The organism is Streptomyces sp. GD-15H, from assembly GCF_045291515.1.
Classification (GTDB): Bacteria; Actinomycetota; Actinomycetes; order Streptomycetales; family Streptomycetaceae; genus Streptomyces.
Window position 1 is genome coordinate 4,586,902 of the sequence record NZ_CP149447.1, and the last position, 22,987, is coordinate 4,609,888.

A 22,987-nucleotide genomic window follows, 5' to 3' on the forward strand; every position below is an offset into this window, starting at 1 on the left:
ACGTGCCATGCGCGGGGCGTGGGGCGCTGCCTAGGCTGGGGAACCTCTGCCCGTATGACGGTATGGATATGAGGTGACGCGTGTGGCCCCGCTCGGTGGCGGGTTGGTTCAGGACCATGTGGCCCTCGCCGAGATCGAACTGTGCGGAGAGCTGATCATCGCCGCCTCCGCCGCCCAGGGCCGGCTCAGCCTGGAGAACATAGACAAGGTGCTGAAGGTGGCCGAGGCGTGTACGGAGCCGGGGGTCGGCTCACGTCCGTAGCATGCGGGCGATGGCCTGGGTCGCTTCCTTCACCTTGACGTCGATCTCGTCGCCGCCCTTGAGGGCCGCGTCCGCCACGCAGTGGCGCAGGTGTTCCTCCAGGAGCTGCAGTGCGAAGGACTGCAGGGCCTTGGTGGAGGCGGACACCTGGGTGAGTATGTCGATGCAGTAGACGTCCTCGTCGACCATGCGCTGCAGGCCCCGGATCTGGCCCTCGATGCGGCGCAGGCGTTTGAGGTGTTCCTGCTTCTGGTGGTGGTAGCCGTGGATGCCCCGGTCGTGATCGGTCACGAGGGCCGTCGGGTCGGTCACTTCGGTCACGTCCGTCGCTTCCGTCACGCCCGGCATGTCCGTTGCGTCCGGAGAGGAGGGCGCGCCGGCGCTGGCCTTGGTGGTCGTCATCGCGTCCTCCTGGTGCAGTGGCGGGCGACATATACCCCTGGTGGGTATATGGTAGCGAACTTTGCTGGGTATAGGCACTGTGGCTGATGTCCATGACATCAGCCACGTCGCGGCCCTCGGACCGCCCCCGTGCCTGTTGCCGTACTTGATGGGTGACACTGGTGGGCGGCCCGACAGTCGTGGCTGGATGGTGCGCCTTGCATCAGCCTCACCGAAACCGATGCACCCCGAGGACCCCACGTGCGCTTTCGTCTGACCCCCAGGGAGACGAGCTTCTACGACATGTTCGCCGCGTCCGCGGACAACATCGTCACGGGCTCCAAGCTCCTGATGGAACTGCTCGGGGCGGACGGCCCCGCCCGGGTCGAGATCGCAGAGCGCATGCGGGCGGCGGAACACGCGGGTGACGACGCCACACACGCGATCTTCCACCAGCTGAACTCCTCGTTCATCACGCCCTTCGACCGCGAGGACATCTACACCCTCGCCTCGTCCCTCGACGACATCATGGACTTCATGGAGGAGGCCGTCGACCTGGTCGTCCTCTACAACGTGGAGGAACTGCCCAAGGGCGTCGACCAGCAGATCGAGGTGCTGGCGCGGGCCGCCGAGCTCACGGCCGAGGCCATGCCGAACCTGCGCACCATGGACAACCTCACCGAGTACTGGATCGAGGTCAACCGCCTGGAGAACCAGGCCGACCAGATCCACCGGAAACTGCTGGCCCACCTCTTCAGCGGCAAGTACGACGCCATCGAGGTGCTCAAGCTGAAGCAGATCGTGGATGTGCTGGAGGAGGCGGCCGACGCCTTCGAGCATGTGGCGAACACGGTGGAGACCATCGCCGTCAAGGAGTCCTGAGCCCCTTCATGGACACCTTCGCTCTGGTCGTGACCATCGGGGTCGCGCTCTTCTTCACGTATACGAACGGCTTCCACGACTCGGCGAACGCCATCGCCACCTCGGTCTCGACCCGTGCGCTCACCCCGCGCGTGGCCCTCGCGATGGCCGCCGTCATGAACATGGCCGGCGCGTTTCTGGGGTCCGGGGTCGCCAAGACGGTCAGTGAGGGGCTGATCCAGACCCCCGAGGGCTCGACGGGCATGGGGATCCTGTTCGCCGCGCTCGTCGGCGCGATCACCTGGAACCTCATCACCTGGTACTTCGGACTGCCGTCCTCCTCCTCGCACGCCCTGTTCGGCGGCATGGTGGGGGCGGCACTGGCCGGCGGGACGACCGTGTACTGGGACGGGGTGCTGGAGAAGGTCATCGTCCCGATGTTCGTGTCGCCGGTCGTCGGTCTGCTCGCCGGCTACCTGGTCATGACCGCGATCATGTGGATCTTCCGGCGGGCCAACCCGCACAAGGCCAAGCGCGGTTTCCGTATCGCGCAGACGGTGTCCGCGGCGGGCATGGCGCTCGGGCACGGTCTCCAGGACGCGCAGAAGACCATGGGCATCGTGGTGATGGCCCTCGTCATCGCGGACGTCGAGGACTACGGCGATCCCATCCCGATCTGGGTGAAGATCGCCTGTGCGGTGATGCTGTCGGCCGGCACGTACGCGGGCGGCTGGCGGATCATGCGGACGCTGGGCCGGAAGATCATCGAGCTGGACCCGCCGCAGGGGTTCGCGGCCGAGGCGACCGGCGCGACGATCATGTTCGCCACGGCGTACCTGTTCAAGGCGCCGGTCTCCACCACGCATGTGATCACGTCGGCGATCATGGGTGTCGGGGCGACGAAGCGGGTCAACGCGGTGCGGTGGGGCGTCGCCAAGAACATCATCCTGGGGTGGTTCATCACCATGCCCGCGGCGGCGCTGGTGGCGGCGGCCTCGTACGGGCTGGTCCACCTGGCGGTCCTGTAGCGGAAAGGTTCCGCTCCCCGGCAAATGCTCGGGCCCGCCCCCGGTAGTGGGGGCGGGCCCTTCGCGTCCTCGCGGTGGCACCGCCATGCAGCACCGCGAGGGGTTCGGATCAGCCGAAGCGGCCGGAGATGTAGTCCTCCGTGGCCTGGACCGACGGGTTGGAGAAGATGCGCTCCGTGTCGTCGATCTCGATCAGCCTGCCCGGCTGGCCGACGGCCGCCAGGTTGAAGAACGCGGTGCGGTCGGAGACGCGCGCCGCCTGCTGCATGTTGTGCGTGACGATGACGATCGTGAACTGCTCCTTGAGCTTCCCGATCAGGTCCTCGATGGCGAGGGTGGAGATCGGGTCCAGGGCGGAGCAGGGCTCGTCCATCAGCAGCACCTTCGGCTCGACCGCGATCGCGCGGGCGATGCACAGACGCTGCTGCTGACCACCGGAGAGGCCCGAACCGGGCTTGTTCAGGCGGTCCTTGACCTCGTTCCAGAGGTTGGCGCCCTTGAGGGACTTCTCGACGACGTCGTCCAGCTCGGACTTCTTGTACTTGCCGTTCAGGCGCAGACCGGCCGCCACGTTGTCGTAGACCGACATGGTGGGGAACGGGTTGGGGCGCTGGAAGACCATGCCGACCTCGCGCCGCACGGCGACCGGGTCGATCTCGGCGCCGTAGAGGTTCTCGTCGTCGAGCATGACCTTGCCCTCGACCCTGCCGCCGGGCGTGACCTCGTGCATGCGGTTGAGCGTGCGCAGGAAGGTCGACTTGCCGCAGCCGGACGGGCCGATGAAGGCCGTCACGGCGCGGGGCTCGACGGTCATCGAGATGTCCTCGATGGCGAGGAAGGAACTGTAGTAGGCGTTGAGGCCGCTGATGTCGATGCGTTTGGCCATGTGGATCACTGCTTCTTTCGAGTCCGAGTCGCTGATGGCCGCGTCAGCGACCGGTCTGTGGGGCCTTCCAGCGGGCGATGCCGCGGGCCACGAGGTTGAGGATCATGACGAACGCGATGAGCGTCAGGGCCGCCGCCCAGGCGCGGTCGTAGGCCGCGCCGGAGCCGCCGCTGTTGGTGTACTGCAGGTAGATGTACATCGGCAGCGACGCCTGCGGGTCGGAGAACGGGTTGGCGTTGATCACGCTCGTACCCCAGACCAGCAGCAGCACGGGAGCGGTCTCACCGGTGATGCGGGCGATGGCCAGCATGATGCCGTTGGTGATGCCGCCGATGGACGTCGGCAGGACGACCTTCAGGATGGTGCGCCACTTCGGGATGCCGAGCGCCAGTGACGCCTCGCGCAGCTCGTTCGGGACGAGCTTGAGCATCTCCTCCGTGGAGCGGACGACCACCGGGATCATCAGGATGCACAGGGCGAGCGAACCGGCGAAGCCGGAGTAGCCCATGCCCAGCATCACGATCCACAGGCTGAGGATGAACAGACCCGCGACGATCGACGGGATGCCCGTCATGACGTCGACGAAGAAGGTGACGGCCTTGGAGAGCTTGCCGCGCCCGTACTCGACCAGGTAGATCGCGGTGAGCACACCGACCGGCACGGAGATCGCGGTGGCGATGCCGACCTGCTCCAGGGTGCCCAGGATGGCGTGGTAGATACCGCCGCCGGGCTCGCTGTCGGCGACGACGCCCATGGAGTGGCTGAGGAAGTAGCCGTCGAGGACCTTCACACCGCGCTTGACCGTCTCCCAGATGAGGGAGGCCAGCGGGATGACGGCCATCAGGAAGGCGACCCAGACCAGGCTGGTCGCGGTGCGGTCCTTCGCCTGGCGCTTGCCCTCGACCATCGCGGAGGCGGCGTAGGAGCCGACGACGAAGAGGATCGCGGCGATCAGCGCCCACTGGATGCTGCTGTGCAGGCCGGCCAGGCTGCTGATGCCGAGGCCCAGCGCGACGGAGGCCGCGGCGGCCGCCCAGGAGAACCACTTGGGGAGCGTGGCACCGCGCAGGGAGCTCGCGGACTTGGGGGTGAGGGTTGCGTGGCTCATGCGTTGGCCCCCGAGTACTCCTTGCGGCGGGCGATGATCAGGCGGGCGCCGCCGTTGACCAGCAGGGTGATGACGAAGAGCACCAGACCGGACGCGATCAGCGCGTCCCGGCCCATCACGGTGGCCTCGTTGAACTTGCTGGCGATGTTCTGGGCGAACGTGCCGCCGCCCGGGTCGAGCAGGCTGGCGTTGATGTCGAAGGACGGCGAGAGCACCATGGCCACGGCCATCGTCTCGCCGAGCGCGCGGCCGAGGCCCAGCATCGAGGCGGAGATCACGCCGGAGCGGCCGAACGGGAGGACCGACATGCGGATCACCTCCCAGCGGGTGGCGCCCAGGGCGAGGGCGGCCTCCTGGTGCATCTGCGGCGCCTGCCGGAAGACCTCACGGCTGACGCTGGTGATGATCGGCAGGATCATCAGGGCGAGCAGGATGCCCACGGTGAACAGGGAGCGCGGGGCGCCGCCGTTCCACTCGAGGATGCCGGTCCAGCCGAGGTACTCGTCCAGCCAGCCGTAGAGGCCGGCCATGTTCGGTACCAGGACGAGGGCGCCCCACAGGCCGTAGACGATGGACGGCACGGCGGCGAGCAGGTCGATCACGTACGCGATGGGGCCGCCCAGCCTGCGCGGGGCGTAGTGCGTGATGAACAGCGCGATGCCCACCGAGATCGGGACCGCGATGAGCATGGCGATGACCGACGACACGATGGTGCCGTAGACCAGGACCGCGATACCGAACTCCGGCGGGTTGCCGCTGGGGTTCCAGTCGAAGGACGTGAAGAAGTTGGCTTCGTTCTCGCTGAGCGCGAGAACGGTGCGGTAGGTCAGGAAGGCCGCGATCGCGGCCATGATCGCCAGGACGAAAATGCCGGAGCCTCGGGAGAGCCCGAGGAAGATCCGGTCACCGGGGCGGGTGGCGCCGCGGGCGGCGCGCTTCTGCTCGGTGGTGGCGGGCGGGGGACGGGGGGTGGGGCGGTCTGCTGTGTCGATGTGTCCATCAGGGGGTCTCCGGTCTGCGGGGCCTCTCGCTGGTCGAGGGCCCCTGGCGGCGGTGCACCGGACGGTGCGGTCCGGCCCCTGGTCGGGAACCGGACCGCACTCGGGGTCAGCTCAGGCTCGAGATGGTGTCGCGAACCTTGGTGATGATCTCGTCGGGCATCGGGGCGTCAGCCGGCGTCCGCCAGCAGGCCCTGGCCGTCCTCCGAGGCCATGTAGTTCAGGAAGGACTTGGTGGCGGGCAGGGTGTCCGCCTTGTTGCCCTTGTCACAGGCGATCTCGTAGGTCACCAGGACGAGGGGGTAGGCGCCCTCGGCCTCGGGGGTGTAGTCCAGCTCCAGCGCGAGGTCCTTGCCGGTGCCGACGACCTTGGCGGCGCCGATGGCGGCCGTGGCGTTCTCGATGGTGGCCTTGACCGGCTCGGCGGCCTCGGTCTTCATGTCGACGGTCTTGATGCCGTCCTTGGCGTAGGAGAGCTCGAAGTACGAGATCGCACCCTCGGTCTGCTTCACCTGCTGCGCCACACCGGAGGAGCCCTGAGCGGACTGGCCGCCCTTGGCCTCCCACGACTTGCCCGGCTCGTAGGGCCAGGCCTTCGGCGCGGCGGCCTTCAGGTACTTGGTGAAGTTGTCCGTGGTGCCGGACTCGTCGGAGCGGTGGAACGCCTGGATCTTGAGGTCGGGGAGCTTCGCGTCGGGGTTCAGCTTCGCGATCTTCTCGTCGTTCCAGTTGGTGATCTTGCTGTCGAAGATCTCCGAGAGGGTCGCGGCGTCCAGGACGAGCTCGTCGACACCCGGGACGTTGAAGCCGACCGCGATCGGACCGCCGACCATCGGCAGGTCGATGGCCTGGCCGTCGGTGCAGATCTTCTTGGAGTCCTCGATCTCCTCCGGCTTGAGCGCCGAGTCGGAGCCGGCGAACGAGGTCTGACCCTGGAGGAAGGCGGTGATGCCGGCGCCGGAACCGTCAGGACGGTAGTTGATCTGCACGTCCTTGCACGCGGCCGTGTAGTTCTTGACCCAGGCGTCGATCGCGTTCTTCTGCGCGGAGGAGCCGGAGGCCTGGAGCTGGCCCTTGGCGTCGTCGCACTGGATGTTGCCGGTCTGCGCGCTGGCGGAGGAGTCGCCGCTGCCACCGCCGGTGTCGTCCGACCCGCACGCCGTGAGGGCCAGGGCGCCGGAGACGGCGAGAGCGCCGAGAGCGAGGGCCCGCCGGTTCTTGCGCTGAAGCTTCACTTGAGTTCCTTCCAGGTGCCGCCGTCCTGAATTCGGCGGCGTGCGAAGTCTGAAGTCAGAAGTCCGATTGATGCGGGTGCCCGATCGACGGGTGGTTCGCATCGCGTAAGGCCGAAACTAGGCAGAAGAGGTGAAGGCGCCGATTGGCGTAAATGAACGGGAGGTGAACCCCTGAGGGCGGTGCGGTGAGGTCACGGAAAGCTCACGTCAAGGACACAGGCGGATACCGGGCGGGAAGGGGGCAGTCCCGTACGGCCGGGGCCTCGGCCGGATCGTCGTCCGGGCGTTGCCGGAGGGCTGTCTGCGCGTCGCCGGGGGGCGGTTCGGGTGGTGTCAGGGGATTGCTGCGACCCGTGTGGTCGCTGTGATCCCTGTGGTTCCGGGGCTGGTGCGGTCCCTGCAACCCCGGGGGCGGCCTTGGTGGGCGCGAGGGGACGGGCTCTGCGGTGTCGGGCTCTGCGGTGCCGGGCTCTACGGTGCCGGGCGGAAGGTGGCGAGCAGGGCGTCCACCAGGTCCGCGTCCCTCGGCTCGGTGAGCCGGTGGCGGGCCATGCGCGGGGGGAGCCAGAGGACGCGGTCCACCTCGTCGTTGGGGGTGAACGTGCCGGAGACGGCCTCGGCCGCCCAGTACCGGACCCGCTTCGGCCGGCCGTTCGCCAGATAGCGTGCCGACGGGAGTTCCGCGACCGGTACCGCGGAGTGGCCCGTCTCCTCCGCGACCTCGCGCAGCGCCCCGGCGAGCGGGTCCTCGCCGCGCTTCAGCTTGCCCTTGGGCCAGGACCAGTCGTCGTATTTGGGACGGTGCACGAGACACAGTTCGAGCGTGCCCCTCACAGGTGAACGGCGCCACAGGACACAGCCGGCCGCCTGGACGGTCAGCGTGACGGCCGGGCGCGGGCCCGTTCGCGGGCGGGAGCTGTCGGACGGGCTCACCGGGCGCCTCCCTACAACGAGCCGACGACGTCCGTCTGCCAGCAGTGCTGGAACGCGTACCGCGCCGCCTCCACGTCGTGCCGCTGGTCCGCGTGGAGCACACCGAGCGCGTACGCCGTGGCCGGGGCGATCCGCGGGGTACGGGCGGCGTGCGCCGCGGCCGCCGACGCCTCGGAGGCGTCCCGGTGCCGGTCCAGGGCTTCGCCCGCGGCGAGGAGACGGACGTCCGGGGGCGGGGCCGCGGTGGTGCCGCCGATGCTCCCGGCGCGGGCGACGCGGTCCGTGCGGTCTTCGGCGCCGGGCGTGCTGCCGTCGGTCGCGGTCGCGGCTGTGGCGGTGCCGAGGGGGGCCGTGCCGGCGGCGTACAGGACCTCGTGTGCGTACCGGTGCAGGCGCAGCAGCAGGCGGACCCGGTGCCAGGGGGCGTCCTGCGGATGCGGGGCCGGGTCCGGCGACAGCCCGTGGAGCAGCGCCTCCGCGTTGTACGGGCTGCCCGCGGTGACCAGGGGCAGCGCGGCGACGGCGTCGACGAGCCGCTCCCGCGCGGCCTCGGCCAGCGGACGCAGGTCGGCGGAGTCGGCGGCCGAGGTCAGCGGAACCTCGCTGGCCAGCACGGCGACCTTGTCGGCGACCGCGTGGAAACGGGAGGAGCCGAGGGCCTGCAGCGCCGCGGAGTGCGCCCGGGTCCGGGCCAGCGTGAGCTGCCGGTCCAGCAGGGCACCGGCCTTGGCGGCACCCACGGTGAGGCTGCCGCGGTCGGGCGCCGCGGTGGCGGTCGCTCTGCCGGTGGGGCCGGAGGCGGTCGCCGTACTCGTACGCGTGCCCGTACGCGCGCTCGACCCGGTGGCGACGGCGGCCGGGGCGGACGACCGGGCCGTCCCGCCGGCCGTCCCGGTCCCGGCTCCGCTTCCGGCGTTTTCCTGCGCCGGGAACACCGGGCCCGACAGCCGGTGCAGGGCCAGGAGCAGCCGCTCCAGGCGGGCCGAACAGGCGTGTTCCAGGGCCAGGGTGCCGGAGACCCAGGCCAGTTCCGGGCGCATCGCCTCGGACCAGTCGGGGTCCAGGACCGCCTGGAAGGTGTGCAGGCTGCCGCTGATCCGGCGGGCCGAGCGGCGCAGCGCGAGCGCCGCCTCGACGGAACCCTCCAAGGCCGCCGTGCCCGCCCCCGCCTCCCTGTGGAGGCGCAGCGCGCGCAGGAACTCGGTGGCCTGGGCCCGCAGATAACCGGCGAGGGCCTCCGCGGGCACCGGGCCGGTCATCGGGCCGGTCATCGGGTCCGGGCCCGTCGGTTCAAGGTGTTGCTGTGCCACGCCGGCGCCTCCGGGCGTCAATGAGCATCTCCTGGACGTGCCGCAGGGGTCGGCCGTCCGCGTCCACCGCGTGCCGGGTCCACGCTCCGTCCGAGCCGAGGTGCCAGGACGAGGTGGCGTCGGCCATGCCGGTCTCCAGCAGCCGGTTCAGCGCCGCCCGGTGGGCGGGGTCGGTGACCCTGACCAGGGCCTCGATACGGCGGTCCAGGTTGCGGTGCATCATGTCCGCGCTGCCGAACCACACCTCGGGCTCGCCGCCGTTGCCGAAGGAGAAGACACGGGAGTGTTCGAGGAAGCGGCCGAGGACGGAACGGACCCGGATGTTCTCCGACAGGCCCTCGACGTCCGGCCGGATCGCGCAGATGCCGCGCACCCACACGTCGACCGGCACCCCCGCCTGCGACGCCCGGTAGAGGGCGTCGATGATCGCCTCGTCCACCATCGAGTTGACCTTGATGCGGACGTAGGCGGGGCGCCCGGCCCTGTGGTGCTGGGCCTCCTTGTTGATCCGTGAGATCAGGCCGTCGCGCAGGGACTTGGGCGCGATGAGCAGACGCCGGTACGTCTCGCGGCGGGAGTAGCCGGAGAGGCGGTTGAACAGGTCGGAGAGGTCCGCGCCGACCTGCGGGTCGGCGGTGAGCAGGCCGATGTCCTCGTAGAGCCGGGCCGTCTTCGGGTGGTAGTTGCCGGTGCCGACGTGGCAGTAACGCCGCAGCGTCTCGCCCTCCTGGCGAACCACCAGGGACAGCTTGCAGTGGGTCTTCAGACCGACCAGGCCGTAGACGACGTGGCAGCCCGCCTCCTCCAGCTTGCGCGCCCACTTGATGTTGGCGGACTCGTCGAAGCGGGCCTTGATCTCGACCAGGACCAGCACCTGCTTGCCGGCCTCGGCGGCCTCGATCAGCGCGTCCACGATCGGGGAGTCGCCCGACGTCCGGTACAGGGTCTGCTTGATGGCGAGGACGTCCGGGTCGGCGGCGGCCTGCTCCAGGAAGGCCTGGACGGACGTGGAGAACGAGTCGTACGGGTGGTGCAGGAGCACGTCCCGGCTGCGGAGCGCGGCGAAGACGTCGGGTGCGGAGGCCGACTCGACCTCGGCGAGGTCGCGGTGGGTGCCGGCGATGAACGAGCGGTACTTCAGCTCGGGCCGGTCGAGGCCGTGGATCCGGAAGAGGCCGGTGAGGTCGAGCGGCCCCGGCAGCGGGTACACCTCGGCCTCGCCGATCTTCAGCTCCCGCACGAGCAGGTCCAGGACGTCGCGGTCGATGGACTCCTCGACCTCGAGGCGCACCGGCGGCCCGAAGCGGCGCCGCATGAGCTCCTTCTCCAGGGCCTGGAGCAGGTTCTCCGTGTCGTCCTCCTCGACCTCCAGGTCCTCGTTGCGGGTGACCCGGAAGGCGTGGTGCTGCAGCACCTCCATGCCCGGGAACAGCTCCTCCAGGTGGGCGGCGATGACGTCCTCGACGGGGACGTAGCGGCCCGGGGAGCTCTCCAGGAAACGGGACAGCAGCGGCGGCACCTTCACCCGGGCGAAGTGCCGGTGACCGGTGACCGGGTTGCGCACGATCACGGCCAGGTTCAGCGACAGACCCGATATGTACGGGAACGGGTGTGCCGGGTCGACCGCCAGGGGGGTCAGCACGGGGAAGATCTGGTGCCGGAAGAGGGTGAACAGGCGGGCCTGCTCCTTTTCCGTCAGCTCGCTCCAGCGGACCAGGTTGATGCCCGCGTCCGTCAGCGCGGGCAGGACGTCCTCGTGGAAGCAGGCGGCGTGCCTGGCCATCAGCTCGCGCGAACGGCCCCAGATCATCTCCAGCACCTCGCGCGGCTGGAGGCCAGAGGCGGAGCGGACGGCGACGCCGGTGGCGATCCGGCGCTTCAGACCGGCCACCCGGACCATGAAGTACTCGTCCAGGTTGCTCGCGAAGATCGCGAGGAAATTGGCCCGCTCGAGCAGGGGGGTGGCGGGGTCCTCGGCGAGTTCGAGAACCCGCTCGTTGAACGCGAGCCAGCTGCGCTCCCGGTCGAGGAATCTGCCCTGGGGCAGCGGTGCGCCGTCCGTCTGCGCCTCCACGTAGGCATCGAGATCCGGGTCGATGTCGGGTGCCAGGTCGGAGACCGTACCGGCCACGGTGCGCGGCCGGTGTGCGGCGAGGGAGCCCACGGAGGGCTGCGCGTGCTGTACCTGTGCCTTTGCGTGGGTGTTCGGCTGGCTCATGGACCCATTGTTCCGCGTCGGCAGCCGCACGGGCGCGTCGGAAAGCGCGGGTGGGAGAGACGGTGCCCCTGGGACGTCCCAGTCGCCCCTCCGGGGCGGCGGCGGCTCTGACGCGGCGGGATTCATTCGCTGAGCGTCGCAAGGCTGTCTGAATCAGGGGTTACGGAGACATGACGTGCGGGACAGCGGAGGGCGACTCGCGGGGATCGCGTCCGGGACGCGAACCGCACATTCCCGACGGTATGTCCCTCCGTCGATCATGTGTCCCGCCCCGGTCGGTCGTACGGCCCTCCGCCGACCGTATGCGCCCGCTCCCAGCGGGCCCACGCGGGGGCTGGATTCAGGCTCTTGGCAGAGACGTCGGGCCGGAGCCCGGTGAGCTGTTGCGCGCCGTCGCCGTCGCCGACGACGCGGACCGGCGGACCTTCGAGGAGCTGTACCGGCGCTACGCACCCTGGCTGACCGCTCGGATGCGTGTCCGGTGCGCCGACGCGGGGATCGGCGACGACGTCGTACAGGAGACGTTCCTCGCGGTCTGGCGGGGCACGGCCCGTCACCGGGGGAGGGGGCCGCCGGTGGGGCTGCCGCCGGGTGGCTGTGGCGCGGCGCGTCGCGCCGGCTGATCGACGCGCTGCGCGGTGCCGGGGCGCGGGGCCGGCTGCGGCACCGGGACGAGGTGTCGGCCGAGGAGCGCGTACTCGCGGGGGTGGAGCAACGGGGACCTGGCCGGCGCCCTCGTCGGCGACCCCCGGCTTCCTCGTCCTCGACGGGCCCACCGTCGGGCTGGACCCCGAGCAGCGCATGCGGCTCGGCGAGTTGATCGCGCAGGCTGGTGAGGGCCGTACCGTACTGCTGCCCACGCACCAGACCGAGGACGTGGCGATGCTCTGCCACCGGGTCGTGGTCATGGCCGCCGGTGCCGTCCGCTTCGACGGCACCGGCGCCGAGCTGACCGCACGGGCCGCCGGACGGGTGTGGAGCAGCGCCGAACGCGATCCCGGGGCGAGGGCGGGATGGCGCACCGGACTGGGCACCTTCCGCAACGTGGGCGATCCGCCCGACGGCGCCGATCTCTTCGAACCCACCCTGGAGGACGGCTACTTGCTCACCCCCGACGGCGCCGAGGACGACACCGGTACCGGCGCCGGCGCGGGGGTGACGGCGTGACCTCGGCGACCGGGACCCCGGCCGTGACGACCGCGCCGGCCGAGCCGCGCGCGTCCTGGGCGGCGTGCGGGGCGGAGCCGGTACGCCGGTCGGGGGTCCGGTATCTCCGGTCTGTCAGGTCTCCGTCCGGTACATCAGGTCCGTCTCGTGGGTGAGGAAGCCCAGCCGTTCGTAGACGGTCACGGCCGCCGTGTTGTCGGCGTCGACGTACAGCATCGCGGTGGGCAGCCCCTGCCCCGCCAGGTACCGCAGCCCGATCGTCGTCAGGGACTTGCCGAGGCCGCCGCCCTGGGCCTGCGGGCTCACGCCGAGGACGTACACCTCACCGAGGCCCTCCGCCCGGTGCACCTTGGTCCAGTGGAAGCCGACGAGCCGGCCGTCCCGCTCGGCGATGAAGAAGCCCTCGGGGTTGAACCAGGGCTCGGCCTTGCGGTCGTCCAGGTCGCGCTGGGTGAGGGAGCCCTGCTCGGGGTGGTGGGCGAAGGCGGCGGCGTTCAGCGCGAGCCAGGCGGCGTCGTCCCGGCCGGGGACGAAGGCCCGCACGGTCACGCCCTCCGGCAGCACCGGGTCGGGCAGCTCCAGCCCGGCCAACGGCCGCCGCATCTGCCGCAGTTCGCGGAAGAGCGTGAGCCCGAGGACCTGGGCGAGATGACGGGCCGCGGAGTGACCGCCGTGCGCCCATACCCGCAGCCGCTTGCCGGAGGCGGCGAGCAGCGCGGACCCGAGCGCCCGCCCGTGCCCCTGCCCCCGGTGAGAGGGGTGCACGACCAGTTCGGCGGCCGGGGGCTCGACCGGGTCGGTGTCCTCCAGCTGGGCGTACCCGACGAGTTCGCCGTCGCCGCCCTCACTTCCCTCGTGGGCGAGGAAGAGCAACAGGTGGGACACGCCCGCCCGCTCCCCGCCGCGCAGCTGCAACCGCCCCTGCTCGGACACCGCCTGCTGCCCGTCGGTCCGGGCGGCCTCGTCGAGCAGGGCGAGGACCGCCTCGGTCTGCCCCGGGGAAAGCACGGTGTACGTCTGGAGCGAGCGGGTGCGGCCCGGCCGTGCGAAGTCGTCGCTGGTCATGCGTATGAGGGTAAGCGGAGGGCGCCGAAAACGGACGACGACGGCATCGGACGCGGCCCCGGCCGCACGATACGACCAGCGAAGGCGAGGACGTGACCAGTGCCGGGACGCGAACGATGACCAGGATGCAACCACGAACCGTTCCCGTGGGCCGAGCAGGAGTGAGCCCGCTCAGCCGCGCGCCCCGAACGGTCCTGGGCGCTCCCCCGCTGCCTCACGGGCGGGGGAGGTGCCCCGGGCCCCCGGCGTACTCGGCCCCGGGGCGGCGACACGCATCTCGTGCGTGGTCCGGTCCCAGGAGGATGCCGCCGAAGACGACGGAGAGGCCCTGAACCATCACTCCGGTGGAGCAGGGGCTCCGCGCGCCGACACCGCACCCGCGCCCCGGATCGCGCTGCTCGGGCTACGCCAGTCGCACCGGAGCGCCGCGAGCCCGCGAGTGAACCCTCACACGACCGAGCCAAAGCACCCCCTTGTGCGCACCTCGAAGAACAATCACCAACCCCCTGGTGCGCTACGCGCGTTGACCCTAGGCTGCGCCGGGCGGTCGGCGCGCGCCGCACGCGGGCCCGGCCCGGTCCCCCGTGGACAGGCCCCGACCGACTCCGACTCACGCAGACCCACAGGGGGGCGCATGCCAGCCACACCCACGTCAATTTCTCCGGCGTACCACCAGCGCCGCAGACGCCGTACGAACCGTCTCCTCGCGTCCGCCGCCGGTGTGCTCACCGTCGGCGCGCTGGCCGCGGCCGCTCTGCCCGCCGGGGCTGCGAGTGCCGGTGAGGACAGGGGTGGCGGGCCGCACGGCCACCACAAGGGTCACCCGGGCCGCTACCAGGACGTGCAGTTGCTGTCCTTCAACGACCTGCACGGCAACCTGGAACCCCCGACGGGCTCCTCGGGCCGGGTCACCGAACTCCACCCGGACGGTACGACGGAGCCCATCGACGCGGGCGGTGTGGAGTACCTCGCCACCCATCTGCGTGAGGCCCGTAAGGGCAACCGTTACTCCGTCACCGCGGCCGGCGGCGACATGGTGGGCGCGTCCCCCTCGTCTCCGGTCTCTTCCACGACGAGCCCACGATCGAGGCGCTGAACAAGCTCGACCTGGACGTCACCTCCGTCGGCAACCACGAGTTCGACGAAGGCGCCCAGGAGTTGGGCCGCCTGCAGAACGGCGGCTGCCACCCGGTCGAGGGCTGCTACACGGCCAAGGAGTTCAAGGGCGCCGACTTCCCGTACCTGGCGGCCAACGTCCTGGACGAGAAGACGGGCAAGCCCGTCCTGAAGCCGTACTGGGTGTGGAAGCAGAAGGGCGTCAAGGTCGGTTTCATCGGCGTGACGCTGGAGGCCACCCCCGACATCGTCTCGGCGGAGGGCGTGAAGGGCCTGTCCTTCAAGGACGAGGTCGAGACGATCAACAAGTACGCCAAGGAGCTCCAGCGCCAGGGCGTGAAGTCGATCGTCGCCCTGGTGCACGAGGGCGGCTTCCCCGCCTCGTCCTCCTACAACTACGACTGCGACTCCCCGGGCGCCGGCGACGGCGTCTCCGGCCCGATCGCGGACATCGCCAAGAAGGTCTCGCCCCAGGTGGACGCGTTGGTCACCGGCCACACCCACGCGGCGTACGTCTGCACGATCCCGGACCCGGCGGGCAAGCCCCGCACGGTCACCTCGGCCGCGTCCTTCGGCCGCCTCTACACGGACACGACGCTGACGTACGACCGCGTGACGGGTGACATCGCCCGTACGGCCGTGAAGTCGGCGAACCACGTGGTGACGCGGGACGTCCCGAAGGCGCCGGACATGACCCGGCTGATCGACAAGTGGAACACCCTCGCCGCCCCCATCGGCAACCGCCCGATCGGCCACATCTCCGGTGACATCGTCAAGGACGGCACCGAGTCCCCGCTGGGCGACCTGATCGCCGACGCCCAACTGGTGTACGGCAGGACGCTGGACCCGGAGACCGACCTGGCCCTGATGAACCCCGGCGGCATCCGTGCCCCCCTCACCTACGCGGCGAGCGCCGCCGAGGGCGACGGCGTGGTCACCTACGCCGAGGGCTTCACCGTCCAGCCGTTCGCCAACACGGTAAACCTCCAGGACTTCACCGGCGCGCAGTTGATCCAGGTCCTCAAGGAGCAGGTGAGCGGCGCGAACGAGGCCGCGCCGAAGATCCTCCAGATCTCCTCGGGCCTGACCTACACCCTGGACCTGACCAGGACCGGCGCGGACCGGGTGGTCACGGACTCCCTCAAGCTGAACGGTGAGCCGCTGGACGAGGCCGCCACCTACCGCGTGGCCACGAACAGCTTCCTCGCGGGCGGCGGCGACGGCTTCCCGACCCTCGGCGAGGGCACGGCCGACCTGGTCGGCGACGACGACCTGACGGCCCTGGAGCAGTACCTGACAGCCCACTCTTCACCCACCGCACCGATCACCCCGCCGAAGGCGGACCGCATCACGATCGTGCAGTAGCCGACCGACGGCCTGGGGAGGGGCCCGGCACACCTGGCAGGCCGTGCGAGGCCTACGGGTGCCGGCCCCTTCTTCCTGTTCCGGCTCAGGGCCGCTCGGGGCCTGTGAGCGCCTCTCCACTCACGAAGCCCGCGGCGGGACCTTTCGGGAGGGCGACGTCGGTTCCGTGGGGGACCCCGCACGACGCCCGGCCGGCCGGCCTTGCCGGGCCGGGGTTCAGTGAGGACGGTGACGGTGCCCTGTGCGTCGTGGTCGTCGATGATCACCTGCACGGGAATGCCTGCGAGGGCGTATCCACGGCGCTTTCCGACCCGGTCGCGGACCTCGTGGCGCTTTCCGGGAGAGACCACCTCGACCAGCGGGCGAACCACCGCCGTGCCGGCATCGAGCCCGTCCTCGTCCGCGTACGGCTGTGGGCCGCAGATCCACGGTGGAACGCGGGAGATGTCCGGTCGTTAGCCCGCCCGCCCGCCCGCCCGCCCGCCCGCCCGCCCGCCCGGCCCGCCCGGCCCGCGAGCGTGGCGATGCGCTCTGCGGCCGCCGGCCGCACCATGGACATGTTGCCGACCGGCAGACCGATCGGCACCGGCCGGATGTGTAAGGAGGCCCCGCTGTGGGCGAGCTGTACATCGACGGCGAGTGGACCCAGGCCGTGGCCGGCGGACAGCGGGAGGTGGTCAACCCGTTCGACGCCTCCGTCATCACCACGGTCGACGAGGCGGACGCCACCGATGTGGACCGCGCGGTGCGCGCCGCCCGGCGCGCCTTCGACGAGGAGGAGTGGGCGAACACCCCCACCCGCCACCGCGCCGACCTCCTGCTGCGTGTCCACGACCTGCTGCTGCGCGACAGGGAGGAGATCGCCCGCACCGAGACCCTCGACACCGGCAAGACGCTGACCGAGGCCCGCATCGACGTGGAGGACGTGGCGAACGCCTTCCGCTACTTCGCCGAACTCGCGGGCAAGGACGGCGGCCGTGTCGTGGACGTCGGCCCGGACGTCCTCAGCCGTGTCGTCCACCAGCCGGTCGGGGTGTGCGCGCTCATCGCCCCCTGGAACTACCCGCTGCTGCAGGCCTCGTGGAAGGTGGCGCCGGCGCTGGCCGCCGGCAACACCTTCGTCCTCAAACCCAGCGAGACCACACCGCTCACCACGATCGCCATGATCCGGCTGATCGAGGAGGCCGGCGCGCCCCCCGGCGTCGCCAACCTGGTGCTCGGCTCCGGGGCGACCGTCGGCGCCGCCCTGACCGGGCACCCCGAGGTGGACCTGGTGTCCTTCACCGGCGGCCTGGCCACCGGACGCACCATCATGGCCGCCGCCGCCCAGGGGCCGAAGAACATCGCCTGGAACTGGGCGGCAAGAACCCCAACATCGTCTTCGAGGACGCCGACTTCGCCGCCGCCGTGGACTACGCGCTGGACGGCGCCTTCCTGCACTCCGGGCAGGTCTGCTCCGCCGGCTCACGTCTGCTGGTCCAGGACTCCCTGCACGACCGGTTCGTCGACTCCCTCGCCCGACGCGCCCGGGCGATCCGCCTGGGCAACGGCATGGAGGAGGGCACCGAGAGCGGCCCGCTCAGCTCCGCCGAGCACCGTGACAAGGTCGAACGCCACATCGCCGTCGCACAGGAGGAGGGCGCCAGGCTCGTCACCGGCGGCACCCGCCCCGACGACCCGGCGCTGAGCCGCGGCTTCTTCCTGCTGCCGACGATCTTCGCCGACTGCGACAGGTCCATGCGCATCGTCCAGGAGGAGGTCTTCGGACCGGTCGTCACCGTCGAGCGCTTCCACACCGAGGACGAGGCGGTGGAACTGGCCAACGACACGCCCTACGGCCTGGCCGGCGGCGTGTGGACCTCTGACGCGAGCCGCGCCCAGCGCGTCGCCCAGCGGCTGCGGCACGGCACCGTGTGGATCAACGACTTCCACCCCTACGTGCCGCAGGCCGAGTGGGGCGGCTTCGGCCGCTCCGGCGTCGGGCGCGAGCTGGGCCCCACGGGGTTGCGCGAGTACCAGGAGGCCAAGCACATCTACCAGAACCTCGCCCCCGCGCCCTCCGGCTGGTTCAAGGGCTGAGACCGGGCGGCAGCACACCGCACGCCCGCCACCACCCGGCGGCCACGGCCACCGCAGAAAGGCACTCCATGGCCCCCACCACCCCGCACGGCGCCGAGTCCGCCTACGACTACGTCATCGTCGGCGGCGGCACCGCCGGATGTGCGCTCGCCGCCCGCCTGAGCGAGGACCCCGACTGCCGTGTCTGCGTCATCGAGGGTGGCCCCAGCGACATCGGCGACGACCGCATCCTGCGCCTGCGCAACTGGATCAACCTGCTCGGCTCGGAGTTCGACTACGGCTACACCACCGTCGAGCAGCCGCGCGGCAACTCCCACATCCTGCACTCACGTGCCCGCGTACTCGGCGGCTGCTCCTCCCACAACACGCTGATCAGCTTCCTGCCGCTGCCGCAGGACCTCGACGACTGGGTGGCCCACGGCTGCACCGGCTGGGATCCGGCGACGATCCTTCCCTACCGCGACCGGCTGCTCACCCGGATCGTCCCGGTGGCCGAGGCCGACCGCAATCCCATCGCCAAGGACTTCGTCACCGCCGCCGCCCGCGCTCTCGGCGTCCCCGTCATCGACGACTTCAACGCCGCGCCCTTCGCCGACGGCACCGGCTTCTTCTCGCTGGCCTACGAGCCGGAGGGCAACCTGCGCTCCTCCGCGTCCGTCGCCTACCTTCACCCCGTCATGGACCGCCCCAACCTCACCCTCCTCTTGGAGACCTGGGCCCACCGGTTGCTCGACGACGAGTCGGGGAGGCTGACCCGCGTCGCCGTCCGCGGCGCCGACGGCGAGCCCGCCGCCGTGCGCGCCGAGCGCGAACTCCTGCTGTGCGCCGGCTCCATCGACACCCCGCGGCTGCTGTTGCTGTCCGGCATCGGCCCGGCCGACGACCTGCGCGACCTGGGCATCGACGTGCGGGCCGACCTGCCCGGCGTGGGGGAGAACCTGCTGGACCACCCCGAGTCCGTGATGGTCTGGGAGACCGCAGGCCCGCTGCCGCCCAACTCCGCGATGGACTCCGACGCCGGCCTGTTCCTGCGCCGCGACACCGGCCAACCACGCCCGGACCTGATGTTCCACTTCTACCAGGTGCCGTTCACCGTCAACACCGAACGCCTCGGCTACCCCGTTCCGGAGCACGGGGTGTGCATGACGCCGAACGTGCCGCGTGCCCGCTCCACCGGCCGCATGTGGCTGCGCAGCGCGAACCCCACCGAGCACCCCGCCCTGGACTTCAGGTACTTCACCGACCCCGACGGCCACGACGAGCGCACCATCGTGGAGGGCCTGAAGATCGCCCGGGAGGTCGCCGCCACCGACCCCCTGAGCGGCTGGCTCGTCCGCGAGGTCGCGCCCGGCCCGGACGTCACCTCCGACGCCGACCTGTCGGAGTACGGACGCCGCGCGGCGCACACCGTCTACCACCCGGCGGGCACCTGCCGCATGGGCGCGGCGGACGACCCGATGGCCGTCTGCGACCCCCAGCTGAGACTGCGCGGCGTCGAGGGCGTGCGCATCGTCGACGCGTCGGTGTTTCCGACGATGCCCGCCATCAACCCCATGGTGACCGTCCTGCTCGTCGCCGAACGCGCCGCCGACCTGCTCACCGGCCGCTCCGGGCCCGTCGGCCGGGAGGCAGCGCAGTGACCGGGCCGCCGCCTCCCGCGCCCGCGGACGGCTGCCCGGAAGTCAACACATCGGGCCGGTACTGGACCGAAACACCGGGTCGCCAGACACTGTCCTGTGATGTGCGTCACAGACGCTCGAGTGCCGACAAGAGGCCTTCCGCGCTCCGCCGCAGATGCCGTCGGCCGCCGAGAGCCCACGTTCTCGTCCTCAGCGAAGGAGAAAAACGACCGTGTCGACCGCTGGAGAGAAGGGCACCGGAGCGGCGCTGGAGAAGACGTCGCCAGAGGTCGAGCCGACGGGCACGGGCAGGCTCAAACCCGTGGTCTTCTTCGGGTCGGGCGCGTTGATCCTCGCGATCTCGATCTGGGCGATCGTCACGCCCTCCGGTGCGGAATCGGTCATCGGGGTGGCGGTCGACAGGATCTCCTCGTGGTTCGGCTGGTACTACTTCCTCGCCGCGACCCTGTACCTCGCGTTCGTCGTCTTCATCGGTGTCTCCAAGTACGGCACGATCAAGCTGGGGCCCAGGCACTCCACGCCCGACTACGGCCTCTTCACGTGGGGGGCGATGCTCTTCGCGGCGGGCATCGGCATCGACCTGATGTTCTTCTCGGTCGGCGGACCCGTCAGCCACTACCTCGCGCCACCGGAGGGTGACCCGGAGACGACCGAGGCCGCCCGGCAGGCCGTGGTGTGGACCCTCTTCCACTACGGCATCACCGGCTGGGCCATGTACGCGCTGATGGGCATGGCGCTCGCCTACTTCTCCTTCCGGTACCGGCTGCCGCTCGCGATCCGCTCCGCGCTCTATCCGCTCATCGGCCGCCGGATCCACGGACGGATCGGTGACACCGTCGACCTGGCGGCCATCCTCGGCACCGTGTTCGGCATCTCCGTGACGCTCGGTATCGGCGTGGTGCAGCTGAACTACGGACTGAAAGTCCTCTTCGGCGTCCCGGAGGGGCTCTCCGCGCAGATCGGCCTGATCGTCGTGGCGGTGCTCATGGCCACGGCGTCCGCGGCGTCCGGCGTGGACAAGGGCATCCGCCGGCTGTCGCAGCTGAACGTCCTCCTCGCCCTCCTGCTGATGCTCTTCATCCTGTTCGTCGGCGAACCGTTCCGGTTGCTCAACGCCCTGGTCCAGAACGTCGGGGACTACGTCAGCCGCTTCCCGTCGATGACCCTGAACACCTTCGCCTACGACCAGCCCATCGAATGGCTGGACTCGTGGACGCTCTTCTTCTGGGCGTGGTGGATCGCCTGGGCGCCGTTCGTCGGGCTCTTCCTGGCCCGCATCTCCCGCGGCCGCACCCTGCGTCAGTTCGTCGCGGCGACGCTGATCATCCCGTTCATCTTCACCGGCACCTTCCTGTCGATCTTCGGCAACACCGCCCTGTTCGAAGTGCGCGACGGGAACACCGAGTTCGGCCAGACGGCCGTGAACTTCCCCGAGCAGGGCTTCTACGGCCTGCTGGAGCAGTACCCGGGTGCGCTGTTCAGTGCCGGGCTCGCGACGGTCGTCGGGCTGCTGCTGTACGTCACCTCCGCGGACTCCGGGGCCCTGGTCATGGGCAACCTCAGCGCGGACCTGCCCACTCCGGTGACCGACGCGGCCCCGTGGTTGCGCATTTTCTGGGCGGTGGCGACGGGGCTGCTGACTCTTGCCATGCTCATCGTGGGTGGTGTGCAGGCGCTTACCGACGCCACGATCATTATGGGTTTGCCTTTCTCCTTCGTCATGTTCCTGATTATGGCGGGGCTCTATTTGGCGTTCCGTACGGAACGGATGCGGGCGCAGGTGTTGACCACCACGCTGCCGGCGTCGCTTTCCGGGCGTACCGCGCTACAGGGCCCGGTGGGGGCGCGGAACTGGCGGCATCGGCTCGCGCGGGCGATGGCGTTCCCCAATCGGCGGGCGGCCGGTAAATTCGTTGACGAGGTGTGCCGCCCCGCCTTCCAGGAGGTTGTCCAGGAGCTGCGGGAGCAAGGGGCGGAAGCAGAGCTCCTGGAAGGGGTCGATGAGGACAGCGGCCTCGTACATGTCGGTTTCAGCGTCCCGGTCGGTCCCGGAGACGCATTCGTCTACCAGGTATGGCCCGTGGAGTTGCCGACGCCTGCGTTCGCCACCAGGTCGGTCAGCACCCATGACACCTATGTGCGTTTCGAGGTCCAGCTCGCCGAGGGCAACCAGGGTTACAACGTGATGAACTACACCAAGGAGCAGCTCATCGCCGACAGTCTCGACCAGTACGAGCGGCATCTGGAGTTCCTGCGGGTGCGCAACGAGGCGGCTGCCCGGTCGGCCTTCCCCGGCCACCGCCCGGACGCGCCGGAGGCACACCTGCCGGAGTAGACCTCCACGGGGGGCCGTGCCTCCCCATGCCTGCCGGCGCGGATCGACGTCCGCGCCCTCCGGGGATCACCCGGCCGGTCCGCCGTCGATGCCACGTTGCACGAGCAGGGCGGAAAGGGCTTCGACCGCGGGGGAGGTGTCTGCCTCGCGGGTCGTGATGTGGATGTCGTGGGTGAGGCCGGTGGGGCGGGTGACCTCTAGGTAGGCCACGCCCTTGCGCGGTGCTGCGGCCAGGGCGGGAATGAGGGCGACGCCGAAGTCCGCGGCCACCAGCTGGAGGAGGAGCTCGTACTGGTCGGAGCGGAAGGTGATGTCGGGTTCGAAGCCCTCGGCGCGGCAGAGGAGTTCCGTCGCCGCCTGGAAGCCGGAACTCGGCAGCGCGGACAGCCAGGTGGCATCGGCGTAGTCCCGCAGTTCGGCGGTGGTGCGGCCCGCCCGCTGCAGGTGGGGAGGTACGGCCAGGAGAAGCCGGCCCGGTGCAGGAGCACTTGGCGCAGGCCGTGGAGGTCGGGTTTCGGCAGGCGTCCGTACTCGTGGGTGACTGCCAGGTCCAGCTCCCCGTTCGCCACGGCCGGCATGGACGTCTCTGGCTCCGCCTCGGTGAACGTCATGCCGACGTCCTCGTATCGCCGGCGGAAGGCCGTCAGCGTGGGCACGATGAGGCCGGTGGCGACGCTGTTGAAGGCCGCGACGCGGACCTTGCCTCCGCGCAGTCCCGACACGGCCCGCACGGCGGCCTCCGCGGCATCCAGTTCGACGAACACGCGATGGGCGTGTTCCACCAGAACCCGCCCCGCCTCCGTCAGGCGTACGCTGCGGGGGGAGCGCTCCAGCAGGGCGATCCCCAGTTCCTGCTCCAGGGCGGAGAGCTGTTGGGAAGCGGCCGAAGGCGTGCAGTCCGCCAGCTGGGCTGCTCCGGCGATGGTGCCGGTGCGTGCGAGGTCTCGAAGCATGCTGAGCCGACGAGTGTTGAGCATGGGAGAAACATAGGCGCCGGGAC

General features: G+C 70.5%; 14 protein-coding genes and 6 pseudogenes. 9 read left to right on the forward strand and 11 right to left on the reverse strand.

Annotated elements, in window-relative coordinates; all coding sequences use genetic code 11:
• The first annotated feature begins 73 nt into the window (after positions 1-73).
• On the forward strand, positions 74-262 hold the full coding sequence (locus WJ438_RS21635) for a hypothetical protein (RefSeq protein ID WP_406726698.1): 189 nt from the start codon (positions 74-76) through the stop codon (positions 260-262).
• On the opposite strand, the gene WJ438_RS21640 is transcribed toward WJ438_RS21635, so the two are convergent.
• Positions 251-664 (reverse strand): metal-sensitive transcriptional regulator, encoded by a 414-nt coding sequence (locus tag WJ438_RS21640; RefSeq protein ID WP_406726699.1) that lies wholly within the window; start codon positions 662-664, stop codon positions 251-253. The genes WJ438_RS21635 and WJ438_RS21640 overlap by 12 nt on opposite strands.
• Positions 665-904: 240 nt before the next feature.
• Here WJ438_RS21640 and WJ438_RS21645 point away from each other — a divergent pair, with 240 nt between their 5' ends.
• Both WJ438_RS21645 and WJ438_RS21650 read left to right on the forward strand, forming a co-directional pair.
• A complete protein-coding gene (locus WJ438_RS21645) occupies positions 905-1,525 on the forward strand; it encodes a DUF47 domain-containing protein (RefSeq protein WP_406726700.1) in 621 nt (206 codons plus the stop codon).
• Between the two features lie 8 nt (positions 1,526-1,533).
• The gene (locus WJ438_RS21650; RefSeq protein ID WP_406726701.1) at positions 1,534-2,532 is read left to right on the forward strand and encodes an anion permease; all 999 of its coding nucleotides are present in this window, start codon (positions 1,534-1,536) and stop codon (positions 2,530-2,532) included.
• A 109-nt stretch (positions 2,533-2,641) separates the two neighbouring features.
• Here WJ438_RS21650 and pstB read toward each other — a convergent pair whose 3' ends face one another.
• The 7 genes and pseudogenes from pstB to WJ438_RS21685 form a co-directional block, all read right to left on the reverse strand.
• Positions 2,642-3,418 (reverse strand): phosphate ABC transporter ATP-binding protein PstB, encoded by a 777-nt coding sequence (gene pstB / locus WJ438_RS21655; protein WP_406726702.1) that lies wholly within the window; start codon positions 3,416-3,418, stop codon positions 2,642-2,644.
• A gap of 43 nt (positions 3,419-3,461) precedes the next feature.
• Positions 3,462-4,526, reverse strand: a complete 1,065-nt coding sequence (pstA, locus tag WJ438_RS21660; RefSeq protein ID WP_406726703.1) for a phosphate ABC transporter permease PstA — start codon at positions 4,524-4,526, stop codon at positions 3,462-3,464.
• Entirely contained in the window at positions 4,523-5,518 is a 996-nt protein-coding gene (gene pstC / locus WJ438_RS21665) for a phosphate ABC transporter permease subunit PstC (RefSeq protein WP_406729767.1), read from the reverse strand. Before pstC ends, pstA begins: the two co-directional genes overlap by 4 nt.
• A 115-nt stretch (positions 5,519-5,633) precedes the next feature.
• Positions 5,634-6,759, reverse strand: a pseudogene (gene pstS, locus WJ438_RS21670) (phosphate ABC transporter substrate-binding protein PstS).
• Positions 6,760-7,230: 471 nt separating this feature from the next.
• Positions 7,231-7,692, reverse strand: coding sequence for an NUDIX hydrolase (locus WJ438_RS21675; RefSeq protein ID WP_406726704.1), 462 nt, complete (start codon positions 7,690-7,692; stop codon positions 7,231-7,233).
• Positions 7,693-7,703: 11 nt separating this feature from the next.
• Entirely contained in the window at positions 7,704-9,002 is a 1,299-nt protein-coding gene (locus tag WJ438_RS21680) for a CHAD domain-containing protein (RefSeq protein WP_406726705.1), read from the reverse strand.
• Complete coding sequence (locus WJ438_RS21685) at positions 8,983-11,220, reverse strand: RNA degradosome polyphosphate kinase (protein WP_406726706.1); 2,238 nt, start codon at positions 11,218-11,220, stop codon at positions 8,983-8,985. The genes WJ438_RS21680 and WJ438_RS21685 overlap by 20 nt, the downstream gene beginning before the upstream one ends.
• A 338-nt stretch (positions 11,221-11,558) precedes the next feature.
• Here WJ438_RS21685 and WJ438_RS21690 point away from each other — a divergent pair.
• Both WJ438_RS21690 and WJ438_RS21695 read left to right on the forward strand, forming a co-directional pair.
• Positions 11,559-11,960: pseudogene (locus WJ438_RS21690) on the forward strand (RNA polymerase sigma factor); the annotation flags it as partial.
• Positions 11,943-12,387, forward strand: a pseudogene (locus WJ438_RS21695) (ABC transporter ATP-binding protein); the annotation flags it as partial. The pseudogenes WJ438_RS21690 and WJ438_RS21695, both read left to right, overlap by 18 nt.
• Positions 12,388-12,501: 114 nt before the next feature.
• On the opposite strand, the gene mshD reads toward WJ438_RS21695, so the two are convergent.
• Positions 12,502-13,452: a mycothiol synthase gene (gene mshD, locus WJ438_RS21700; RefSeq protein WP_406726707.1), complete on the reverse strand. Its 951-nt coding sequence runs from the start codon at positions 13,450-13,452 to the stop codon at positions 12,502-12,504.
• Between the two features lie 634 nt (positions 13,453-14,086).
• On the opposite strand from mshD, the pseudogene WJ438_RS21705 reads away from it, so the two are divergent.
• From WJ438_RS21705 to betT, 4 genes and pseudogenes are all read left to right on the forward strand, one after another.
• A pseudogene (locus WJ438_RS21705) lies at positions 14,087-15,933 on the forward strand (bifunctional metallophosphatase/5'-nucleotidase).
• Between the two features lie 613 nt (positions 15,934-16,546).
• Positions 16,547-18,012 (forward strand): annotated as a pseudogene (locus WJ438_RS21710) (aldehyde dehydrogenase family protein).
• 68 nt (positions 18,013-18,080) lie between these two features.
• Complete coding sequence (locus tag WJ438_RS21715; protein ID WP_406726708.1) at positions 18,081-19,652, forward strand: GMC family oxidoreductase; 1,572 nt, start codon at positions 18,081-18,083, stop codon at positions 19,650-19,652.
• A gap of 211 nt (positions 19,653-19,863) precedes the next feature.
• On the forward strand, positions 19,864-21,987 hold the full coding sequence (gene betT, locus WJ438_RS21720) for a choline BCCT transporter BetT (RefSeq protein WP_406726709.1): 2,124 nt from the start codon (positions 19,864-19,866) through the stop codon (positions 21,985-21,987).
• A gap of 66 nt (positions 21,988-22,053) precedes the next feature.
• Here the strand turns inward: betT and WJ438_RS21725 are convergent, their stop codons facing one another.
• The gene (locus WJ438_RS21725) at positions 22,054-22,614 is read right to left on the reverse strand and encodes a LysR substrate-binding domain-containing protein (protein WP_406729768.1); all 561 of its coding nucleotides are present in this window, start codon (positions 22,612-22,614) and stop codon (positions 22,054-22,056) included.
• A pseudogene (locus WJ438_RS21730) lies at positions 22,500-22,964 on the reverse strand (LysR family transcriptional regulator); the annotation flags it as partial. The pseudogene WJ438_RS21730 and the gene WJ438_RS21725, both read right to left, overlap by 115 nt.
• Between the last annotated feature and the right edge of the window lie 23 nt (positions 22,965-22,987).

Coding starts and splice junctions, on each gene's coding strand:
- WJ438_RS21650 (WP_406726701.1), top strand. CDS start 1,534: ATGGACACCTTCGCTCTGGTCGTGACCATCGGGGTCGCGCTCTTCTTC.
- WJ438_RS21715 (WP_406726708.1), top strand. CDS start 18,081: ATGGCCCCCACCACCCCGCACGGCGCCGAGTCCGCCTACGACTACGTC.
- WJ438_RS21640 (WP_406726699.1), bottom strand. CDS start 664: ATGACGACCACCAAGGCCAGCGCCGGCGCGCCCTCCTCTCCGGACGCA.
- mshD (WP_406726707.1), bottom strand. CDS start 13,452: ATGACCAGCGACGACTTCGCACGGCCGGGCCGCACCCGCTCGCTCCAG.
- pstA (WP_406726703.1), bottom strand. CDS start 4,526: ATGAGCCACGCAACCCTCACCCCCAAGTCCGCGAGCTCCCTGCGCGGT.
- pstB (WP_406726702.1), bottom strand. CDS start 3,418: ATGGCCAAACGCATCGACATCAGCGGCCTCAACGCCTACTACAGTTCC.
- WJ438_RS21685 (WP_406726706.1), bottom strand. CDS start 11,220: ATGAGCCAGCCGAACACCCACGCAAAGGCACAGGTACAGCACGCGCAG.